This is a genomic window from Clostridium pasteurianum (genome assembly GCF_001705235.1).
Lineage (GTDB): Bacteria > Bacillota > Clostridia > Clostridiales > Clostridiaceae > Clostridium_S > Clostridium_S pasteurianum_A.
The window spans coordinates 781,780-802,669 of record NZ_MCGV01000001.1 but is presented as its reverse complement, the minus strand read 5'-3'; the positions used below and the strand labels follow the sequence as shown (position 1 = coordinate 802,669).

Sequence of the window (20,890 nt, the reverse complement as noted above, 5' to 3'; positions counted from 1 at the left end):
TATGAATTTTACAATATTGAAATGGAAGTAATATATGGATATTTTTGGGTGCAGGGAGGACTAAGGGATGCAAAAACCAGAACTTTTAGCACCAGCGGGAAATCTAGAAAAACTTAAAACAGCTATTAATTTCGGTGCTGATGCAGTATATCTTGGAGGAAATAAATTTAATTTAAGAGCATCGTCAGATAATTTTACCTTTGAAGAATTAAAAGAAGGAGTGGAGTTTGCGCATTCAAGAGAGAAAAAAGTACATGTTACTGTAAATATAATTCCTCATAATGAAGATTTAGTAGGTATGGATGAATATCTTAGACAATTATATGATATTGGAGTTGATGCTGCATTAATTGCTGATCCAGGGGTAATTAGCATAGCAAGAGAAGTTACTCCAAAGCTTGAAATACATTTAAGTACACAGGCTAGTCTTTTAAACTATAAAGCAGCTTTATTCTGGCACAAAATTGGAGTTAAAAGAGTAGTTGCAGCAAGAGAAATGAGCCTTGAAGATTTAAAAACTTTGAGAAGAAAACTTCCAGAAACTTGTGATGTAGAGGCATTTGTACATGGTTCTATGTGTATGGCATATTCAGGTAAATGTTTACTGTCAAATTATTTAACTGGGAGGGATTCTAATAAAGGGCTCTGTGCGCAACCTTGTAGATATAAATACAATTTGTTTGAAGAAAAAAATCAAGGAGAATATGTTAAAGCTACTGATGATGGTGTCAATTTAATGAATTCAAAGGATTTATGTATGATAGAGCATATTCCAGAACTTATTGAAGCGGGCATAAATTCCCTTAAAATTGAAGGAAGAATGAAAAGTTCTTATTATGTTGCATCCGTAGTGAAAGCATATAGGGAAGCTATTGATAAATACGTAGAAAATCCTAAGAATTATAAATTTGACCCTAAGTGGATGGAAAATCTTACAAAGCCAAGCCATAGACCATTTACAACTGGATTCTATTTTGATGAAGATGTAAGACAAATTTATGAAAATTCATCGTATATACGCAATTACGATATTGTAGGTGTTGTAAAAAATTATGATAAAGAAACGCATATTGCAACTATAGAACAGAGAAATAAAGTTTGTAATGGAGATACAGTTGAAGTTTTAGCTGTAAAAGCTGAAAACAAAATTATACAACTTGAAGATATGAAAAATAAAAATGGTGAGGCTATTGAAAGTGCAGCTTCTGCTAAAATGCTTTTTATGGTACATTGCTTAAAAAAATTAAAAATCAATGACATAATTATAAAAAATAGAAAGTGAAGTTCTTTTTCATTAAAGCGAATATATTGTTTGCAAGGCTTTATGAAAAAATGAATAATTTATATGTAATAAAATTAATAAGGAATAATCTAATGCTAAAGATATTTCTGAGGTAAAAGAGAATTCAAATTTGTTGAAAAATCAGCTCATTCTATACTAATTTGGGATGATTTTATATAATAAATAATAGAACTCTTTTTGGAAATGCTTTTGCATATTCAAAGAGAGTTTTTTGTATTGAAAGGATGTTGCAAAATGAATTTTTTGGAAAAATACAAGAAGGATTTTGAAGAGTATGACAAAATGGATAATGACTTTATAGACGATGATAAAATATGGGCTCAGATTAACAAACATGAAAATCCAAGTAAAGAAGAGGTAAGAGAGGTATTAAAAAAAGCTGAAACTAGAATAAGATTAGAGCCAGAAGAAACTGCCATACTTATTCAAAATACAGATACAGAAACTATTAATGAAATGTACGAACTTGCACATAAACTTAAAAGAGAAGTTTATGGTGATAGAATAGTTTTCTTTGCTCCGCTTTATATAAGTGATGAGTGCTCTAATAATTGTAAATATTGTGGATTTAGAAGTAGTAATAATGAAATGGTTAGAAAAACTTTAACTATGGGTGAACTTGAGCGAGAAGTAAAAATAATGATAAATGAGGGACAAAAAAGGACTGTTTTAGTTTATGGTGAATCACCGAAGACAAATATAGATTTTATGTGTGAAACTGTAAAAAAAGTCTACAGTATAAAAACAAAAAATGGTGAAATAAGGAGAGCTAATATTAATTGTGCACCTCTTGCACGTGAAGAGCTTGCTAAATTTAAAAAAGTTGGAATAGGAACTTTTCAGGTGTTTCAGGAAACATATCATCATGAAACTTATAAAACTCTGCATCCGGCTAATACAATAAAAGGAAATTACAGATGGCGTTTATATGCGCAGGATAGAGCTTTAGATGCAGGAATAGATGATGTTGCAATAGGAGCATTATTTGGACTTTATGATTGGCGTTTTGAAGTAATGGGACTTTTATATCATACAATTCATCTTGAAAAGAAGTACAATGGGATAGGACCTCACACTATATCTTTTCCTCGTATAACTCCAGCAACAGGAACACCATATTCAGAGAGGCCAAAATATTGTGTAAGTGATGAAGATTTTAAGAAACTTGTTGCTATATTAAGATTATCTGTACCTTATACAGGAATGATAATGACAGCAAGGGAAAGGCCTGAAGTAAGACGTGAAGTGCTTCCTCTTGGTGTATCTCAAATTGATGCAGGTTCAAGAATCGGAGTAGGTGGATACGGTAAGTCTTTCGGAAATCAAATACCCGATAAGGAACAATTTTCACTTGGTGATACAAGAAGCCTTGATGATGTTGTGAAAGAAACTTGTTCTATGGAAAGTATTCCTTCTTTCTGTACAGCATGTTATCGTGCAGGAAGAACTGGAGAAAATTTTATGAGTTATGCTAAAACAAAATTTGTACATAATTTCTGTATACCTAATGCTATTTTTACCTTTAAAGAATATCTATTAGATTATGCTTCAGAAGATACAAGGAAAGTTGGAGAAAAAGTAATTCGTGAGCATGTTAATAAATTTAAAGGTGATAAGATGTATGATCTTATAATGCATAACTTAAAGAGGCTTGAAAATGGTGAAAGAGATGTAAGAATATAAACATAAATAAATTTTAAAAGTAACAAGCTTACAGAGATGTGGGCTTGTTATTTTTTGTGTGTCTAGTATGGGCGATAACTTGGCGGTGAAAATCCGCTGTGGATTTGATAGTGAAATATAAATAGAAATGTGAACAAGTGTTAAATTTGTAGAAAGTACCTTGTATATTAAATATAATTAAAATTGATAATAATAATGTACTGTTGATGAAAGGATGTTATATTTAATGAATAGTAATATACAAGGTGATACTTTAAAAAACCAAAACTATGAGTTTGCAATATTAGTTGATTCATGTTGTGATGTACCAGAAGAATACTTAGAAAAGTACCCAATTTATGTATTACCACTCAGAATAAATTATAAAGGAAAGTCATATAGAGATAGAATTGACATTTCTCCAGAAGAAATATATAGAAAACTCAGCATAGAAATTCCAACTACATCTCTGCCAGAATATAGTGATGTAGAAGAGGTATTTGATAACATAATTAAAGATGGATATAATAAAATCATATCAATTAGCATTTCAAGTAATTTAAGCGGAACTTTTAATCTTATTAGATTGGTTAGCGAAGAATTTAAAGAAAAGGGAATTGACATATATTTATTTGACACAAAGAATATTGCTATTGGAAGCGGTATGTATGCGATTTCAGTAGCAGATAATTTAGAGGAAGGAAAAAGCTACAAGGAAACAATACAGCTATTGAAGTCAGAGTATGGCAATTCAAAAGTTTTCTTTTGTGTTGAAACTTTAGAGTACTTAAGGAAAGGTGGTAGAATTGGACGTGTAGCCTCTATGCTTGGATCAGCACTTGGTGTAAAGCCAATTATTACCTGTGATGAAGATGGTACATATTGTATTGCTGGAAAAGAACGTGGCTCTAAAAGATGTATTAAAAAGGTTATTGCATTGGTGAATGAATTTGCAAGCAGGGGGAAAAAGGCTCAAATTTCAATTATGTGCAGTGGAGAGAGAATAGAATTGCCGGAAATTAAGAATAAACTTGAACAGCTACTTCCTAATAGTATAGTAAAAATACAGGGACAGATAAGTCCTGTATTAGGTGTACATGTTGGACCGGGGTTAATAGGAATTGCAGTGCTTATAAATGTATAATTTAAAATATAACTAAAGAAATAATATTATGATGGATGGGAGAAGTTAAAATGGCGCATATCTTGATATGTGATGATGATATAGCAGTTCATACCTCTCTTGGTATATATCTAGAGGCAGATGATTTTTTATATACAAGCGTATATGATGGAAGAGAGTCACTAAAAAAAGCATTAGAAGGAAAATTTGATCTTGTTATTTTAGATATTATGATGCCATATTTGTCAGGAATTGATATATGTAAAGAAATACGTAAAGTATCTAAAATCCCAATTATTATGTTAACTGCAAAAGGAGAAGAAATTGATATTCTTTTAGGCCTTGAGCTTGGTGCAGATGATTATATTGTAAAGCCATTTAACCCAAGGGAAGTGGTTGCAAGAGTTAAAACTGTACTTAGAAGGCTAGAAGATATAAATGTAAGGAAAGTGGCATCGGTTGTTAGATTTGGTGATCTTGAAGTAAATGCTTCAACTTATAAATTACTTTTAAATAATGTTCAAATTAATGCAGCTCCAAAGGAAATTGAAATATTATTTATGCTTATATCAAATTCAGGTAAAGCACTTTCAAGAGATGAAATACTAGATAAGGTATGGGGTGCAGATTATACTTATGTAGATAGAAGAACAATAGATACCCATATTAACAGGATTCGTTCACATTTGCCTAGGGATTATGCTGAAAGAATTCAATCTGTTTACGGAGTAGGATATAAGTTTGAGGCGGGAATATGAAAAAAAGAGAACAATATTTGAATATAAAAAGCTCATATGTTAAGATTATTTTTATTGTAATGCTAACACTTATACTAGCATCAATAGGACTGTCAATTGTGTTTTATGGTTTTTATGGAAGTTACATTGAGGAAAGAATTAAGACTGCAAATCAAATAGTATTTGGAGTAAATACAGGAGTTCTTTGCTCTATGCTTATCACCTTAGTAGTTGTGTGTCCAATTGTTTTGTATGCATCAAGAAAAGTGGTTAGTCCACTAGTGGAAATGAAAAAAGTTGCAATTGCCATGTCAGAGGGTGATTTTTCAGTTCGTGCAAAGGATAATTATAGTGGAGAAATTGGACAACTGGCAGTTACATTAAATCAATTAGCATCAGAACTTTCTAAAACAATTAATTCACTTACTATTGAAGGCAATTTATTGAGACAGATACTTAACTCTATGAGCGATGGATTATTGGAATTTGATTTAGATCAAAAAGTAAATTTGAAAAATCGAACATTTGAAGAGATGTTTGATATAGAATTTGGCATGGAAGAATTAGAAGATGATTTACGTGAAATAATGAGAAAAGTATCTTTAGGGGCAATTAAAAATCAAAAAACAGAAATAACTACATGTGACTTCAAGGAAAAGAGTATTTTAATTTCAGGTTCTCCAATACGTTCTGAGGATGATAGTATTGTAGGTACAGTACTTATTTTTAGGGATGTTACTGAATCTACAAGACTTGAGCAGACTAGAAAAGACTATGTAGCAAATGTTTCTCATGAACTGAGATCACCACTTACAGCTGTAAAGGGGTTAATTATTCCACTTAAAGAGGGAATGGTTAAGGACGAAGAAAAGAAAACTCATTTTTATGAAATTATTTATAATGAAGTTGAAAGGCTAAATGGATTGGTAAACGATTTATTTGAATTGTCAAGGCTACAGTCGAGGAATACGCCTTTTGACATGCAAGTTGTTGATGTTTCAAATATATTATATGATCAGCAGGATAAATTTCAAATTCTAATGGAAGACAAAAATATGAAGTTAATAGTAAAGAAAAGTGAAACCCCAATATATGCAAAAGGAAATATTGATCGTATTGGACAAGTACTCACAATTTTGATTGACAATGCTTTAAAATTTGCAAAGGATAGCAGTATAATTACACTGTCTGCAAAAAATGACAGTGGAAAGACAATAATATCTGTATATAATACAGGCTCTATGATTAATAATGAAAATTTATCCCTTATATTTGATAGATTTTACAAAGTAGATAAATCTCATAAAGAAGAAGGCGCTGGACTCGGTTTAGCTATAGCTAAGGAAGTAGTTACGAGAATGAATGGAAACATAAGTGTAAAAAGTGACGGGGAGAATGAGACTTGTTTTAGCTTTGAGTTAGAGTCAGGAAGCCTCATTTAATTGTTACAAAAAAGTTTGAAAAGTGAAGGATACTAAATAAAATAGCAAGTTTGCAGAAATGTAGACTTGTTATTTTTTTTATTTGTATGCTATTGTGTCTTTTTATGTAAAGGAATACAGACACTAAATTAGTTCTATTTAGACTCTAAGAAAAACGTATTCAGACACTAAAGAAAACGTATTCAGACACTAAAAAAAAATGTTAGACACTAAATTAATGACAATAAAAATGTTGAAAAAACTAACTTTGTGGGGAAAAATAATGTTTGGCATGATAATTGCTATGTATATAAGTGTGACAAAACAGTATTTAATTATTTCAATATGGAGGTATAAAAAATGGATTTAGAACAAACAGTAATGAATATAATAATTTATTCTGGCGACGCAAGAGGATATATGTATGAAGCTCTTGAAAATGCCAAAGAAGGAAAATATGATGAAATAGACAGTCTTATCGATAAGGCAAATGAAGCTATAGGTAAGGCTCATGATGTTCAGACATCAATGCTTCAAAAAGAAGCAAGTGGTGAAAAATTAAAAGTATCAGTATTATTTGTACATTCGCAGGATCATTTAATGACAACTATATCAGAGAAAAATATGATCTGCGAAATCATTGAATTAAGAAAATTAGTTAATTCATTGATGAATAAGTAATTTATCTATAAAATATTAAAAAAATTATATTTCGTATAAGAAAGAGGAGGAAGTTATTATGATTACTATTAGATTATTTTGTGCAGCAGGAATGTCAACAAGTATGCTTGTTACTAAGATGCAGGAGGCAGCTAAGAAAAAGGGTGTTGAAGTAGATATAGAAGCTTTCCCAGAAGCTGAAATGGCAAAAAGATTAGAGGGAGTAAATGTTGTACTTTTAGGACCACAGGTAAGATATGCTCTTAATAAAGCTAAAAAGGCATGTGAACCTAAGGGAATTCCAGTAGAAGTTATAAGTCCAGCAAGTTATGGAATGATGGACGGTGCTAAGGTATTAGATCAAGCTTTAAAGCTTGCTAATAATAAATAAAATAATATAGAAACAGGGGGAAAAATCATGAGTGAACAAAAAGAAAGTAAATTTATGTCCAATCTAGAAAGAGTCATGATGCCAATTGCTGGAAAAATATCAGAAAACAGATATCTTTTAGCAATACGTGATGGTTTCATGCTTGCAATGCCGCTTCTAATAGTAGGAGCAATGTCATTATTATTCGCTAATTTTCCTATAACAGGTTATGGAGACTTCATGAAGGGCATATTTGGAGCTGGTTGGGATGACTTTTTTAACATTCCTTATAACTGTAGTATGGCACTTATGACTATATTTGTTATCATTGGTATAGCGGTCAGTCTTTCAAAATACTATGATATTGAACCAGTAAGTACTGGAGTAGTTGCATTAGTAGGTTTCTTAATAGTTACTCCTTTCTGGATGAATTATACTCCAACAGGAACTAAAAGCCACTTCTTTATATCAGGTATAATACCTACTACTTGGCTTGGTTCTAGTGGATTGTTTGTTGGAATGCTTGTAGCTATAATTGCAACTGAAATTGTTAGACAAATTGACCATCGTGGATGGGTAATTAAAATGCCAGCTGGTGTTCCACCTTCGGTTTCAAAAGCATTCTCAGCTTTAATACCTGCATTCTTTGTAATGTATTTCTTCAACTTAGTAAGATTAGGATTTACTTATACTCCATACAGCACTATTCATAATTTTATATTTAAAATTTTGCAAGAACCACTTACTTCACTTGGTGCTACTTATCCTGCATCAGTTATTGCGAACTTCTTTATGGACTTTTTCTGGATATTTGGTATACACGGAACAAACGTTGTTGGTGCAGTTACACAGCCACTTTGGATGTCATTACAGGCAGAAAACGTTGCTGCTTACCAAGCAGGTAAAGCTTTGCCACACATTGTAATTCAATCATACCAAGATATATTCATGCAATTAGGTGGTACTGGTTGTACACTTGGATTATGTTTATCAATGATATTCTTATGTAAATCAGAACAATGTAAGAAGATTGGAAAACTTGCAATAATACCTGGTATATTTAATATTAATGAACCTATTACTTTCGGACTTCCAATAGTTTTAAACCCTATTATGGCTATACCATTTATAATTGTGCCATTTGTTATGAATACAATGTGCTACTTCTCAATAGCATCTGGATTAGTTCCTAGACTTTCAGGTATTTTGATACCTTGGACTACACCACCAGTAATCGGAGGATTCTTAGTTTGTGGTGTAAGAGGAGCAATTCTACAAATAGTTGAATTGTTAGTTGCTACTTTGATATACTTACCATTCTTAAAAATGGTAGATAAGAATTACTATCAAGAAGAGCAGGCTGCTCCAGTAGAAGCTGAATAACTCTAAAATTAAGTTTTTGGGAATATAACTCAGTATTCCCAAAAACTATTTTTAATATTAAAATAAAACGTGATGGATATTGTAATATTAATATGAGGAGGAACTTTAATGGTAAATAGAAAATTAAACGTGATTCCTGAAAATTTCTTATGGGGTGGAGCCGTAACTTCTTTTCAAACTGAAGGAGCATGGAATGAAGGTGGTAAGGGACCTTCTATAGTGGATGCAAGAGAGATAAAGGATGATTTTTCAGATTGGAAAGTAGCAGTGGATTTCTATCATAGATATAAAGAGGATATAGCATTATTTAAAGAAATGGGATTTAATGCTTACAGAACAAGTATTTCGTGGGCTAGAATTTTTCCTGACGGCGAAGGAGAAGTGAACGAAGAAGGACTTAAATTTTATGATGATGTTTTTGATGAATTATTAAGGAATGGTATACAGCCAGTTATCACACTTTATCATTTTGATGTGCCACTAGCTTTAGCACAAAAATATAATGGCTTTGCTTCAAGAAAAGTTGTTGATTTATTTGAAAAGTATGCAAGAACTGTATTTAAGCATTTTAAAGACAAAGTTAAATACTGGATTACATTTAATGAAGAAAATTTGATGTTTAATATGCCTGAACACTGGGGAGTAAAACTTTCTGGAGATGAGACTGACGAAGCATTAAGATATCAGATGTGTCATAATGTTTTTGTTGCTCAAGCAAAGGCTAAAAAAACTCTTAAAGAAATAATTCCAGATGCTAAAATGGGAGGAATGGCTGCATATACAACATTATATCCTGCATCCTGCAATCCTAAAGATAATCTTGCGCTCATTAAGGCAAAGGAATTTTTTATAGATTTTTATTTTGATATATTTGCAAAAGGAGAATATCCATCATATATTACAAGTTATTTAAAAGAAAAAAATATTAAACTCCAAATGGAAGATGGGGATCTTGAACTTATTAAGGAAAATACTGTGGACTATTTAACTTTTAGCTATTATCAAAGTCAAATTGTAAAAGATGTTAATGAAAATGATGAGTTAAATCTTAAAGGTATTATGCCAAATCCAAATTTGAAGAAAAATGAATGGGGTTGGTCTATTGATCCTATAGGACTCAGAGTAGCTTTAAAGGATGTTTATTCAAGATATGAATTACCTATTTTTATATCTGAAAATGGAATTGGAGTAAGAGAAGAACTTAATGAGAAAAATACAGTTGATGATGATTATAGAATTGATTATTTAAGAGAACATATTAGACAGATGGAAATTGCCATGTCAGAAGGTGTAGAAGTAATTGGATATTTAACCTGGGGCTCAACAGATCTTTTGAGTTCAGGCGGCGAAATGAAAAAAAGATATGGCTTTATTTATGTAAATCGTGGTGAGAAGGATTTGAGAGATTTAAAAAGATATAAGAAAAAGAGTTTCTATTGGTATAAAAAGGTTATAGATTCTAATGGGAGAGAATTGGGTTAAGAATATTCTACATGATGAATGAAAGGATAAATGATGCTATGAATATGAATATAATTGAAGAAATAAAAGTTAGCTTATTTAAACCGTATAAATATAATGAATTTAAAGAGGAGTCAATTTTTAGAATAATTCTATTTCAGGGGATCACAGTGATAATAAGCATGATATTTTTAATAGTATCAGAGTTCTTTATGTCATTATTTACAGGTAAACTTTCAGTATTTAAAGTATATGTATCTGGATTTACCTTAAAGAACGCTTTGATTACTGCTTTTTCTATGTTTGTAGAGATAATCATAGCTACATTTTTAATAAGTCTTTTGGCTAAAATTGTAGCTCATTTTAGAAAATCCGACAAATTAAGTTTTAGAGTTACATTTAATTATATTGCACATTCTTTGCTTATTTGTTCTTTGTTTAATAGATTTTTTGGGCCATTTGTTGCTTTACTTGCACTTAGTTACTATTTAATGGCTGTTAAAGAGGATATTCCCTATCTAGGAGCTCCCAAATAATTAATATGCGTGATTTTTATCGAAAAAATCAGTAAAGTTGAGTGGCATATTGAAAAAATAGTTTTTATATGGTAGACTATTTTTTTAATCATATGCCACTCTTTATTGGCTATTTTCAAAAGTAGTACAAAGTGATAATAAGATTCGCAGTTTTTATAAATTAATTATTTAAGGAGGGGTTATTAATGACTAGAAGAGAACAAATATATAATAAGTTATTGGAATTGCCTAAAGGTACTAAAATAGGTGCAAAAGAACTTGGAGATATGCTTAATATAAGTAGATCTAATGTATGTTATGAATTAAATAACTTATGTAAGTATGGAAAAGTATTTAAGACACCTGGCAGACCGGTTCTATTTTTTGTTTCAAAATGTGATGATACTGAGGTTAAAGAAAATAATTTAGACAAGTTTGTAAAAAATAATATTAGTTTAAAACATGCTGTTGAGCAGTTAAAAGCAGCTGTATTATATCCTCCAAATGGAATGAATTGTTTGATACTTGGAAGTACTGGAGTAGGTAAATCAATGTTTGCATCTTTAATGCATGATTATGCTGCTGAGCTAAAAGTGAAGGATAAAAATTCACCTTTCATAGTATTTAATTGTGCTGATTATACTAATAATCCACAGCTTCTAACTTCACAGTTATTTGGTGTAAAAAAAGGATCATATACAGGTGCAGATACAGATAAAGTTGGATTAATAGAGAAAGCCAATGGAGGAATGCTATTTTTAGATGAAGTACATAGACTGCCTCCAGAAGGTCAAGAAGCACTTTTTACTTTTTTAGATAAAGGTGTATTTAGAAGAATGGGTGATGATGAGTTAAGAAAATCCAATGTTCTAATAATTTCAGCTACTACGGAAAATCCTAACTCAGCACTTTTGAAGACCTTTACAAGAAGAATACCTATGATAATTACAATACCTTCCTTAAGTGAAAGAACATCTGAAGAAAGGCTTTATCTTGTAAAAACTTTTTTTAAGAATGAAAGTAAAAAATTAAATAGAGATATTTCTGTGTCACTCAATACGATGAGAGCATTTTTATCATATGATTGTCCTAATAATATAGGACAGTTAAAAAGTGATGTACAATTAATATGTGCTAAAGCATATTCTGAATTTTTAACTAGTGGAAAAGTTGATGTGAGAATAAATAGTTCTAGTCTTCCAATGTATATTAAAGAAGGTCTTTATAAGGAAAAAGAACACAGAATTTTATGGAATAAATTAATGGGAGACGAAGTAGAATATTTTAAGTTTTCTAGTAAAGACGATAGAACTGAAAAAGAACTTGAATATAATAATAGAAATAATATTTATGAGTATATAGAGCGAAAGCTTGAAACTTTGAAGTATAAAGGAATATCTAAAATTGATATAGAAAATATCATTGAAAAAGATATATCAAAATATTTTAGTAAGTATATAACAGGAGTGTCAGAGGAAGTAAATAAAAAAAATTTACTTAATATATTAGGCGAGGAAACATTAAATTTTATAGATAAGATAGTTTACCAAATTGTAACTTCGCTTAAAAGAAATCTTAATAATAATATGTATACAGCACTAGCACTTCATATAAATACTTTGATAACTAGAATAAATAATAATAAGTCTGTGATTAATCCGGAACTTAAGACTATAAAAAAACTATATCCTACAGAATATAAAATAGCATTGCAAGCTAAGGGAGAAATCGAAAAATATGTTCATCATCCAATTCCTGATGATGAAGCTGGCTATATTGCATTATTTCTTTTAAACAATGATGAAAAATATCCTGCAAAAGTAATAGATTTAGTAAATGTAATCATTATTGCGCATGGAAAATGTACAGCTACATCTATGGCTGAAGTTGCAAATACACTTTTAGAAGAAAATTTTGTAACAGGCATTAATTGTCCACTCGAAGTTAAACCATCTGTAGTTCTAGAAGAATTAAGGGAAACGGTTAAAAAGAACTTTTCTACAAATGGGTATATACTGCTTGTTGACATGGGATCACTTACTACTTTTGGTGATGTAATTAGGAAAGAGTTTAATGTACCTGTAAAAGTTTTTCCACTAGTTTCAACGCTTCATGTAATAGAAGCAGCTAGAAAGGCAATGTTAGGTCTTTCACTGGATGAGATATATGATAGCATTTTCACAATAAATTCTTATCAGCATGTGGTTCAGCATTTGGATGATATGCCTAATAAGGATGGAAAAAAGAAGATGGCAATTGTAACTGCATGTTTAACAGGCGAAGGTGGTTCATTAGCTATAAAAAGTTTTCTTAATAGTAATCTCAAGTATGATAAAGATTTATTTGAGATAATATGCTTAAACTGTCTTGATAAGAATCATTTTAAAAGGGAGCTTATTTCTATAAATGAAGATAGAGAAATTCTATTTATTGTTTCATCTTTTCATATAGATTTAGATATAAAACAATATAATATGCATGATGTACTTAGCATGAATATAATGAATGAACTGCAAGAACTTGTTGATACAAAATCCGTAGTTTTGAAATTATCACTTGTTCTTAAAGAGAATATAGATAATATTGATGGAAAAGAATTATATGATGATATATATGATTGCATAAAAAGAATAGAAATGAGGCTAAAAATCAAGATTAACGATGAAACATTTATAGGTTTAGTACTCCACATTGCCTTTGGTATAAGTAGAATTAAGAAAGGAAAAGAACCTACAGAGTATCCTAATAAGGGCGATTTTATGAGGAAAAATTCAGAAGTGTATTCAGTTGTAAAAGAAAACTGTGAATGCCTATGCAATAAATATTTAGTGGAATTTTCTGACAGCGAGTTGTGTTATATAATGAATTTTTTAGTGAATAGAGATGAATAAAATTTTTTTAGATAGGTGCTATTAATTAGCACCTAATTTTTTTGTGAAAATTACAAAAGAAAATATTATCATGAATTATATAATATATGTTAATAAAGCTTTTAAAAAAATGTGTGATTTATAAATGACACAAAAAAATTTGTCATATTATAAATAACGATAATGTAAAGAATCGCATATTTTTATACTGGATGGTATAATAAAAATGATTGTGAAATAAAAATCAAAACACATATAAGTAACATTTATTTAGAATCTCTTAGGGGGGATTTATTTAAAATGTAATAAATAATACGGAGGATGAGAAAAGTATGAGAATAATATCAGATATGAAGATATTTAAAAAGCTAATGCTAGTATTTACAGTTATTTCTTTATTGACACTTATTACTGGGGTAGTTGGTATAAGTAAATGTAAGGCCATAAACAATGATTTAAAAAATACATATAATATGGACTTAAAAGGGTCAAATGATTTAAACAAATTAAAAACTAATGTAACAGAAATAAGAGCTGATCTTACAAGGTTAAAGGATAGAAACAGCAGAGATAGAATGGATGAGTCTGCTAAAGAAATCAATAAGTTAAAAATTGAAAATAATAAAATCATGAAAGATTACAAATTTACCATGGATACTGAAGAAGATAGACAACTATACTCACAGCTTGACACAAAGTTACAAAACTGGAGAGACTTAAGAGAAAAATTCATTGAATTAATTCAGCAGAATAATTATGATGAAGCTGATGTTTATTTTGATAAAGTATCAGAAGCTAGAAAAGATGCTTTTGATGTATTAGATAAAGCAATAGATTTTAATTTGAAATCTGCTAATGATAATTATATTTCAAGTGAGAAAACCTATAATAGTGCAGTGCGATTATCAATAATAGTGGTTTTAGGGAGCATAATTTGTTCAATTATACTTGGAATATTAATGGCAAAACATATAAATAGACCACTTAAAAAAATCGAAAAAATGGCAGAACGTTTTAGTATATTTGATTTTTCAACACCTATTGAAGTAAGGCGTAAGGATGAACTTGGAAAAGTTGCAAGGTCACTTAATTCTTCTCAGGAACATGTTGCAGAACTAATAAAAGTAATTATGGGTAATGCTGAGGACATGAGCGCTGCAAGTGAGGAACTTTCGGCTACTTCTGAGGAGCTTTCATCTAAAGCAAGCAGTATAGATGAAGCAGTAGCTAATATAGTATCAGGAATTGAAAATTCAAGTGCTTCTTCAGAAGAAATAAATGCATCAGTAGAAGAAGTAAATTCAAGTTTAAATGAGCTATCTTCAAAAACAATGGATCAAAGTAATAGTTCTAGTGATTCAAAGGATAGAGCTTTAAAGAGCAATGAATATGTAAAAAAATCTACAAGTGAAACTAAGAGCTTATATTCAGAAAAGAAAAATAAGATAATTGCGGCAATAGAAGCTGGAAAAGTAGTCGATGATATAAAAGTTATGGCAGAGACTATAGCGGGCATTTCAGAGCAAACAAATCTATTAGCTTTAAATGCATCAATAGAAGCTGCAAGAGCAGGCGAGGCAGGTAAGGGATTTGCCGTAGTAGCAGATGAAGTTGGGAAGCTTGCAGAGCAGTCAGCTCAATCAGTAGCTGGAATTAACTCTACTATAATAAAAGTACAAGAGGCATTTAAAAATCTTTCTTCAAACAGCGATGAAATATTACAATTCATAAATAAGGATGTACTTCAGAGATTTACAGCTTTCAAAGAAGTTGGACAACAGTATTATGATGATGCTGATTTCATAAGTAAGGTTTCAGAGGAACTAGCTGCTATGTCTGAAGAGGTTTCAGCTACCATGGATCAAGTAAGTGATGCATCACAAACTATGGCAGAGACACAACAAAAAGCTTCTGAGCATGTTGAGGGAATAAAAGCAAGTGTGGATGAAGTATCTAAGGCAACTGAACAGGTAGCAATAACAGCTCAAAATCAAGCACAATTAGCTCAAAAACTCAATGAAACGGTATTGAAGTTTAAAATAGCATAGTTGTAATGTGAAATGTTTAGGGATTAAAGTGATAAAATTAAAAAATTAATGTGCAGAAATAGCAAAGGCATTTTTAGTCTTTGCTATTTTTCATTGATGGACTTTATAATACAAAATACATTTAAAAGCTTAATGATATATGATAAAATGTGTACGAACACATTATGATGAGGAGATGATTACTTGAAAGGAGATAATAGAGAGACTATAATTTTTTCTTTTTTAAGTGATACCTGTGAGAAACAGAAAGAAGAAGGCAAAATAATTGGTTGTACAACTGAATATATATCTAAGGCATTAAATATGCAGAGAACTTATGTTAGTTCACTTCTTAATAATATGTATAGAGAAGATAAAATAATAAAATTAAAGCAGAAACCTGTACTATATTTGATTAAAGAAAATAATACAGTTAAAAATAAAAATGAAGCTGTTAAAGGATTAAATTTTAAAGCACTTATAGGAAGTGATAAAAGTTTAAAGCAATGCGTGCAGCAGGCAAAAGCAGCAATATTGTATCCTCCTAGAGGACTTCATACACTTCTACTCGGAGGAACTGGTGTTGGAAAGACTATGTTTGCAGAGTGTATGTATAAATTTGCAGTTGAAAATAAAATTTTAAAATATAATGCACCATTTATTTCATTTAATTGTGCTGATTTTGCTAATAATACACAACTTCTGATGTCACAGCTTTTTGGATACAAGAAGGGAACTTTTACAGGAGCAAGTGGTGATAAATGCGGAATTGTAGAAGAAGCTGATGGAGGTATACTATTTTTAGATGAAGTCCATAGATTACCACCAGAAGGTCAGGAAATGCTTTTTTACATAATTGATAAAGGAGAGTTTAAACCTCTTGGTGAGATTAAAAATGCTAAGAAAGTAAACGTACTCATAATTTGTGCAACTACAGAAAAGGTTGAGGATTTTCTTTTGCCAACGCTTTTAAGGAGAATTCCAATGATAATTACGCTTCCATATTTAAAGGAAAGAACTCTGGCTGAAAGATTTGAGCTTATTGGGGAATTCTTTAAAATTGAATCAACTAGAATAAAAAGGGAGATATGTGCAACACCTGAGATTATTAAGTCTTTGCTTTTGTACAATTGTGTTGGAAATATCGGACAGCTTAAAAATGATATACAGCTTGGTTGTGCTAATGCTTTTTTAAGATGTGTATCTAAGGGTAATAAGAAGATAGAGGTTGATATATCAGATTTTAATCAATATGTTAAAAAGGGGTTACTAAATTACAAGAAACATAAGAATGAAATAAATGAGCTTGTAAATGAAGATACAACTTATGTGTATACTCCAAGGGGAATAGAGAAGCTTGTAGAAAAGGGTGACAATAAGATTACAAGTACCTTCTATGAAGAAATTGAAAAGAGAATAGAAGAGCTTAAAAAGCGTGGAATAAGCGATAAAGATATACAAATGATTATGAGCATAGATGTAGATAATTATTTTAAAAGATACATATACAAAATTGATACAACAGTAAACAGAGATGAATTACTAAAGGTTGTAGATGAAAGTGTTATTTCTATTGTTGAGAAATTTATTAAATATGCAGGTAAGGAGCTTAATAGATTATTTCCACAAAAAGTATTTTATGGACTTGCAATGCATTTATCTTCTTCTCTCGAAAGAGTAAGGCATGGAAAGAAAATAATTAATTATAAATTAAGTGAAATAATAGAAAAGCATCCTGATGAATACGCTGTAAGCATGAGATTTGCAAGTATAATAGAAAAGGAAAAGGGGATAAAGTTTCCACTAGATGAAGTTGGATTTCTCACAATGTTTATTTGCAATGACATAATGAATGAAGATAAGGAATTAAATAAGCCTGTTGTTTTAATAGCTATGCATGGCGTTAGTACTGCTTCGTCTATGGTAGATGTTGTAAATAAGCTAGTAGGAGAAAATAATACTTATTCTTATGACATGCCTCTTAGCAAATCTACAGATAAAGCATATGAAGAGTTAAAAGAATTGATAATACAAATAGATCAAGGCGCTGGAGTACTGCTTCTTGTTGATATGGGATCACTTGGTATGTTTGGAGAATTAATTAGCGAAGATACTGGAATTAAAATTAAAGTTATTGACATGGTTACAACGTTAATTGGACTTGAATGTTCAAGAAAAGCAGTACTTGAAAGTAATATAGATGTGATTTTTAAGGAGGTTGTGGATAAGATAGGATATTCAATATATTATGAAAGAAATTCATTTAATAATGCAGCGCTCGATATGGATAATATAATAATAACTATGTGTATGACCGGAGAAGGCAGTGCCATGAAACTTAAAAAAATGATTGAAGACAATGTGAATTTTGAGGATAAAAATATTGAAGTTTTGCCTATGTCTATAGTTAATGAAGAGGATATGAATTTTAAAATAAATAAAATATCGCAGGAAAAAAATATTTTGTGTATAGTTGGAACTGTAAATCCTAAAATTTATGGTATACCTTATATTTCTGTAAGTGAACTTTTTAAGGACAACAAATATAATAATATTCAAGTTTTAGTAAATAACATAAATAGTAATTTGTTAAATGAGAAGGTAGAGGAAAATTCAGATAAAGAAGTAACTTTAATGTTAGATAACTTAAAAGATGACATAACTGCGTATGATTTTGAAGAATTTGAAAAATTAATTTTAGTATTTATTAAAAATATAGAAGAGAGACTTGAGATAAAAGTAAATGTGGATAAAAAAATAGGTCTTGCATTTCATATAGCCTGCGGTATAGAAAAATTGAAAATGGGAGAAGTTTTAAAGGAATGTAGGAATGCTAAGCATATTATGGATAATTATAGTGAAGAGATTAAGGTAATAGATGAGGAAATGTATATTATAGAAGATGCTTTTGATGTGAAATTTTCTATAGAACAATGCTGCTATATTATTATTTTGATTAAGGGTATAAGAGAATAGTACTATTGTGTATGAAAAAAATAGTATGTGTAAAAATTAATGAATAATGTGTATGAAAAAAGTTATATGTGTATGAATTAAAACGGTTTCTGTACAAAATATGATAACAAATATGGTAATAACCAAAAGAGACTGCTAGAAAATTAAATTTTTGTAGTAGTCTCTTAATTCGTGTAATAATGGGCTTTAGTACTGTTTGAAGATAAAAAAGTTACAGTTTATTTAAAATGAAATATATTATGGCATGGTAATTGCTATATTAAAGTAGTGTAAGAAATGATATGAATTTATAATTTTTAATTATGAAAGGGGAAATATATTATGAAAATTTCGTTGTTTTGTAGTGGGGGTTTTTCAACAAGTTTATTAGCTAAAAAAATGCAGAAAGCTTATGCAGAGAAAGGAATAACAGGCAATGTAATTGAGGCTTTTGATTTTGCAATGATAGATGAGGTCGAAGATGATGTAGACGTTATAATGATAGGCCCTCAAATTTCATGGGCATATGATCAGGTTAAGGATAAATATCCAGACAAAAAAGTAATATTACTTACTATGGCTGAATTTGGTTCTATGGATGGAAACAAAATAATTGATAAACTTGAGAGAGAATTATAAAAGCTAATTAAAATAATTTTTAATTAGGAAGGAGAAAAAGAAATGGAGAACAATAAGAGATTTAATACGTTTCAGCAAAAGTTCACAATGATAGTAGGAAAAGTAGCGGGGAATAAATTACTTTTAGCACTAAGAGATTCTTTTGTCCTTGTTTCATCAGTTATTATGATAGCAGGTTTTGCCACTATGATTAACAGTGTATTCTTAGATCCTAATGGAATTATATTTGGCAGTTCTGGTTTGAATCTGGGAAAAGTAATATTTGGAAGCCAGTCAGCCTGGCAGAGCTCAGATTTTATGAATAATTTAAAATATGTACAATCATTGTTTTCATTTTTCGTTCAAGGTGCAATGTCCATAAATGCATTACTAATAGTTGTTGTATTTTCTTATGTTATTTCGAAAAAGTTTTTTCCTAAAAACAAAGAGCATATAGTATCAGTTCTTTATGCAATATCAGCATATTTTGTTTGCTTACCATGGAATTATACTGCAATAATCAATAAGAAAAATATTCCTATAAGTGGTGTTATAAATCCTAATTTTTTAGGACCACAGGGGATGTTTGCAGGACTTTTAATAGCAGGAACAGCAGTATATATATATAATAAACTGCTTCAAAAAGATATATCAATAAAAATGCCTGATTCAGTACCTCCTGCGGTTGCTAGAAGTTTTGAATCACTTGTTCCAGGCCTATTAACTTTATCACTATATATAATACTTACGGCTATAAGTAATAAAGTATCCGGACTTTCTATGCCTGAATTACTATTAAAAGGACTTCAGGAGCCGGCTATGGCTATTTCAGGAACAGCAGCTTTTGCATTGGTTTCCCAGATAACTTGGCCATTACTTCAATGGTTTGGAATTCATCCAACTTCAATATGGGGACCTATATTTGGAGTAACTTGGGGAATTGCAGATACAGAAAATATGATGGGAACTGCACATCACTTGTACTCAACTTTATTCATGAATTTTTCGACTATTGCAGCAGGAACATTTGCTTTAGCACCGGTTTTAGCACTTTTAATATTCTCAAAATTAAAGCAAAATAAACAAGTAAGTAAAATAGCTTTAGCACCAGCGATATTTAACATAAGTGAACCTATTACATTTGGGCTTCCAATAATATTGAATCCTATTTACTTTATTCCTTTTGTATTGGTTCAGCCACTTTGCTTTTATATAGCAGTTTTTTTCACTAAGATAGGATTTATACCTGTTATAACTAACAATGTTCCATGGACAGTTCCACCACTAATATCTGGAGTACTATTTACAGGAACTTTTAAAGGTGCACTTGTTCAGCTAATAAATTTAGTTATAGCTATATTAATTTATCTTCCATTTGTTAAAATTGCAGATATGATGGAATTAAAGAAACAGAAAAATAAAGAAACAGCAAAATAATAAGGAGGCCACTAGTATGAATGAAAAGGATGCGGAAAAAGCAATGGAACTTATTTATATAGCAGGTAATGCAAAGTCCATTGCACTTCAAGCTATAATGCTTGCAGAAGGCGGAAAAATAAAAGAAGCTAGAGAAAAGTATAAAGAATCTAAAGAGGAATTACACAAAGCTCACGAAATACAGACAGGTCTTTTAAATAGGGAAGTAAATGGTGAAACTATTGAAAAAACCATTCTTTTAATACATGCTCAAGATCATTTTATGTCTGCTAGTACGGTTATAGAGCTTACAGAAAGATTTATAAAAATATATGAAAATAAATAATGTTAATTTACTATAAAAGTTGG

The 20,890-nt window shown here is 30.3% G+C and carries 16 protein-coding genes; all 16 read left to right on the top strand.

What is annotated here, in order from left to right; translation table 11 throughout:
* Positions 1-67 precede the first annotated feature (67 nt).
* The 16 genes from BEE63_RS03700 to BEE63_RS03625 all read left to right on the top strand — a co-directional run bounded on the left by BEE63_RS03700 (position 68) and on the right by BEE63_RS03625 (position 20,867).
* Positions 68-1,282, top strand: a complete 1,215-nt coding sequence (locus BEE63_RS03700; RefSeq protein WP_066020098.1) for a peptidase U32 family protein — start codon at positions 68-70, stop codon at positions 1,280-1,282.
* A gap of 255 nt (positions 1,283-1,537) precedes the next feature.
* Entirely contained in the window at positions 1,538-2,986 is a 1,449-nt protein-coding gene (gene hydG, locus BEE63_RS03695; protein WP_066020097.1) for a [FeFe] hydrogenase H-cluster radical SAM maturase HydG, read from the top strand.
* Between the two features lie 226 nt (positions 2,987-3,212).
* Positions 3,213-4,109 (top strand): DegV family protein, encoded by an 897-nt coding sequence (locus tag BEE63_RS03690; RefSeq protein WP_066020096.1) that lies wholly within the window; start codon positions 3,213-3,215, stop codon positions 4,107-4,109.
* 50 nt (positions 4,110-4,159) lie between these two features.
* Entirely contained in the window at positions 4,160-4,846 is a 687-nt protein-coding gene (locus BEE63_RS03685) for a response regulator transcription factor (RefSeq protein ID WP_066020095.1), read from the top strand.
* Positions 4,843-6,267, top strand: a complete 1,425-nt coding sequence (locus BEE63_RS03680) for a HAMP domain-containing histidine kinase (protein WP_066020094.1) — start codon at positions 4,843-4,845, stop codon at positions 6,265-6,267. The genes BEE63_RS03685 and BEE63_RS03680 overlap by 4 nt, the downstream gene beginning before the upstream one ends.
* 339 nt (positions 6,268-6,606) lie before the next feature.
* Complete coding sequence (locus BEE63_RS03675) at positions 6,607-6,927, top strand: PTS lactose/cellobiose transporter subunit IIA (protein WP_066020093.1); 321 nt, start codon at positions 6,607-6,609, stop codon at positions 6,925-6,927.
* Between the two features lie 58 nt (positions 6,928-6,985).
* Positions 6,986-7,297 carry a PTS sugar transporter subunit IIB gene (locus BEE63_RS03670; protein ID WP_066020092.1) on the top strand — a complete coding sequence of 104 codons (312 nt, stop codon included), beginning with the start codon at positions 6,986-6,988 and terminating at the stop codon, positions 7,295-7,297.
* 27 nt (positions 7,298-7,324) lie between these two features.
* A complete protein-coding gene (gene celB, locus BEE63_RS03665) occupies positions 7,325-8,659 on the top strand; it encodes a PTS cellobiose transporter subunit IIC (protein ID WP_066020091.1) in 1,335 nt (444 codons plus the stop codon).
* Positions 8,660-8,767: 108 nt separating this feature from the next.
* Positions 8,768-10,141 carry a glycoside hydrolase family 1 protein gene (locus BEE63_RS03660; RefSeq protein ID WP_066020090.1) on the top strand — a complete coding sequence of 458 codons (1,374 nt, stop codon included), beginning with the start codon at positions 8,768-8,770 and terminating at the stop codon, positions 10,139-10,141.
* An 11-nt stretch (positions 10,142-10,152) separates the two neighbouring features.
* Positions 10,153-10,656 (top strand): hypothetical protein, encoded by a 504-nt coding sequence (locus tag BEE63_RS03655; protein ID WP_066020089.1) that lies wholly within the window; start codon positions 10,153-10,155, stop codon positions 10,654-10,656.
* Between the two features lie 185 nt (positions 10,657-10,841).
* A complete protein-coding gene (locus tag BEE63_RS03650) occupies positions 10,842-13,526 on the top strand; it encodes a sigma 54-interacting transcriptional regulator (RefSeq protein WP_066020088.1) in 2,685 nt (894 codons plus the stop codon).
* A 311-nt stretch (positions 13,527-13,837) separates the two neighbouring features.
* Positions 13,838-15,553, top strand: coding sequence for a methyl-accepting chemotaxis protein (locus BEE63_RS03645; protein WP_066020087.1), 1,716 nt, complete (start codon positions 13,838-13,840; stop codon positions 15,551-15,553).
* A gap of 183 nt (positions 15,554-15,736) precedes the next feature.
* Positions 15,737-18,508 (top strand): sigma 54-interacting transcriptional regulator, encoded by a 2,772-nt coding sequence (locus tag BEE63_RS03640; RefSeq protein WP_066020086.1) that lies wholly within the window; start codon positions 15,737-15,739, stop codon positions 18,506-18,508.
* Between the two features lie 321 nt (positions 18,509-18,829).
* Positions 18,830-19,126 carry a transcription antiterminator gene (locus BEE63_RS03635; RefSeq protein ID WP_066020085.1) on the top strand — a complete coding sequence of 99 codons (297 nt, stop codon included), beginning with the start codon at positions 18,830-18,832 and terminating at the stop codon, positions 19,124-19,126.
* 42 nt (positions 19,127-19,168) lie between these two features.
* Positions 19,169-20,542, top strand: coding sequence for a PTS sugar transporter subunit IIC (locus BEE63_RS03630; RefSeq protein WP_066020084.1), 1,374 nt, complete (start codon positions 19,169-19,171; stop codon positions 20,540-20,542).
* 16 nt (positions 20,543-20,558) lie between these two features.
* A complete protein-coding gene (locus BEE63_RS03625) occupies positions 20,559-20,867 on the top strand; it encodes a PTS lactose/cellobiose transporter subunit IIA (RefSeq protein WP_066020083.1) in 309 nt (102 codons plus the stop codon).
* The last annotated feature ends 23 nt before the right edge of the window (positions 20,868-20,890 follow it).

What these genes read in the sequence shown, in the direction of transcription:
- BEE63_RS03645 (WP_066020087.1), top strand. Translation starts at nt 13,838, where the DNA reads ATGAGAATAATATCAGATATGAAGATATTTAAAAAGCTAATGCTAGTA.
- BEE63_RS03680 (WP_066020094.1), top strand. Translation starts at nt 4,843, where the DNA reads ATGAAAAAAAGAGAACAATATTTGAATATAAAAAGCTCATATGTTAAG.
- BEE63_RS03655 (WP_066020089.1), top strand. Translation starts at nt 10,153, where the DNA reads ATGATGAATGAAAGGATAAATGATGCTATGAATATGAATATAATTGAA.
- BEE63_RS03650 (WP_066020088.1), top strand. Translation starts at nt 10,842, where the DNA reads ATGACTAGAAGAGAACAAATATATAATAAGTTATTGGAATTGCCTAAA.
- BEE63_RS03635 (WP_066020085.1), top strand. Translation starts at nt 18,830, where the DNA reads ATGAAAATTTCGTTGTTTTGTAGTGGGGGTTTTTCAACAAGTTTATTA.
- BEE63_RS03630 (WP_066020084.1), top strand. Translation starts at nt 19,169, where the DNA reads ATGGAGAACAATAAGAGATTTAATACGTTTCAGCAAAAGTTCACAATG.
- celB (WP_066020091.1), top strand. Translation starts at nt 7,325, where the DNA reads ATGAGTGAACAAAAAGAAAGTAAATTTATGTCCAATCTAGAAAGAGTC.
- BEE63_RS03685 (WP_066020095.1), top strand. Translation starts at nt 4,160, where the DNA reads ATGGCGCATATCTTGATATGTGATGATGATATAGCAGTTCATACCTCT.
- BEE63_RS03670 (WP_066020092.1), top strand. Translation starts at nt 6,986, where the DNA reads ATGATTACTATTAGATTATTTTGTGCAGCAGGAATGTCAACAAGTATG.
- BEE63_RS03660 (WP_066020090.1), top strand. Translation starts at nt 8,768, where the DNA reads ATGGTAAATAGAAAATTAAACGTGATTCCTGAAAATTTCTTATGGGGT.
- BEE63_RS03700 (WP_066020098.1), top strand. Translation starts at nt 68, where the DNA reads ATGCAAAAACCAGAACTTTTAGCACCAGCGGGAAATCTAGAAAAACTT.
- BEE63_RS03625 (WP_066020083.1), top strand. Translation starts at nt 20,559, where the DNA reads ATGAATGAAAAGGATGCGGAAAAAGCAATGGAACTTATTTATATAGCA.
- hydG (WP_066020097.1), top strand. Translation starts at nt 1,538, where the DNA reads ATGAATTTTTTGGAAAAATACAAGAAGGATTTTGAAGAGTATGACAAA.
- BEE63_RS03675 (WP_066020093.1), top strand. Translation starts at nt 6,607, where the DNA reads ATGGATTTAGAACAAACAGTAATGAATATAATAATTTATTCTGGCGAC.
- BEE63_RS03690 (WP_066020096.1), top strand. Translation starts at nt 3,213, where the DNA reads ATGAATAGTAATATACAAGGTGATACTTTAAAAAACCAAAACTATGAG.